At 53.5% G+C, this 1,079-nt stretch carries 1 rRNA gene; it reads right to left on the reverse strand.

Annotated elements, in window-relative coordinates:
- Window positions 1-1,079: ribosomal RNA gene (locus QC823_RS16120) — 23S ribosomal RNA — on the reverse strand; the annotation flags it as partial.

Here is a 1,079-nt window from a genome sequence, read left to right on the forward strand (position 1 = left end):
CGTCCCCCCATCGCAATCATGTCCGGTACGGGAATATTGACCCGTTTCCCATCGACTACGCCTTTCGGCCTCGCCTTAGGGGCCGACTCACTCTGCTCCGATTAGCGTCGAACAGAAACCCTTGGTCTTCCGGCGGGGGTGTTTTTCACACCCCTTATCGTTACTCATGTCAGCATTCGCACTCGTGATACCTCCAGCGAACTTCTCAATTCACCTTCATTGGCTTACACGACGCTCCTCTACCGCTCATCCAGAGGATGAACCCGTAGCTTCGGTACCTGGTTTAGCCCCGTTACATCTTCCGCGCAGGCCGACTCGACTAGTGAGCTATTACGCTTTCTTTAAAGGATGGCTGCTTCTAAGCCAACCTCCTAGCTGTCTGAGCCTTCCCACATCGTTTCCCACTTAACCAGGATTTCGGGACCTTAGCTGACGGTCTGGGTTGTTTCCCTTTTCACAACGGACGTTAGCACCCGCTGTGTGTCTCCCACGCGTCACTCACCGGTATTCGGAGTTTGCCTCGGGTTGGTAAGTCGGGATGACCCCCTAGCCGAAACAGTGCTCTACCCCCAGCGGTGCTACGTGAGGCGCTACCTAAATAGCTTTCGAGGAGAACCAGCTATCTCCGAGCTTGATTAGCCTTTCACTCCGATCCACAAGTCATCCAAATCTTTTTCAACAGATCCTGGTTCGGGCCTCCAATTGATGTTACTCAATCTTCACCCTGCTCATGGATAGATCGCTCGGTTTCGGGTCTATATCCCGCGACTGGTGCGCCCAGTTAAGACTCGCTTTCGCTACGGCTCCCCTATTCGGTTAACCTCGCCACGGAATATAAGTCGCTGACCCATTATACAAAAGGTACGCCGTCACCGAACTAAGTCGGCTCCGACTGCTTGTACGCACACGGTTTCAGGATCTATTTCACTCCCCTCTCCGGGGTTCTTTTCGCCTTTCCCTCACGGTACTGGTTCACTATCGGTCAGCCAGGAGTATTTAGCCTTGGAGGATGGTCCCCCCGTCTTCAGTCAAGGTTTCTCGTGCCCCGACCTACTCGATTTCACGTGATCAGATTTTCG

This window comes from Vreelandella vilamensis, assembly GCF_031451755.1.
GTDB classification, from domain to species: domain Bacteria; phylum Pseudomonadota; class Gammaproteobacteria; order Pseudomonadales; family Halomonadaceae; genus Vreelandella; species Vreelandella vilamensis.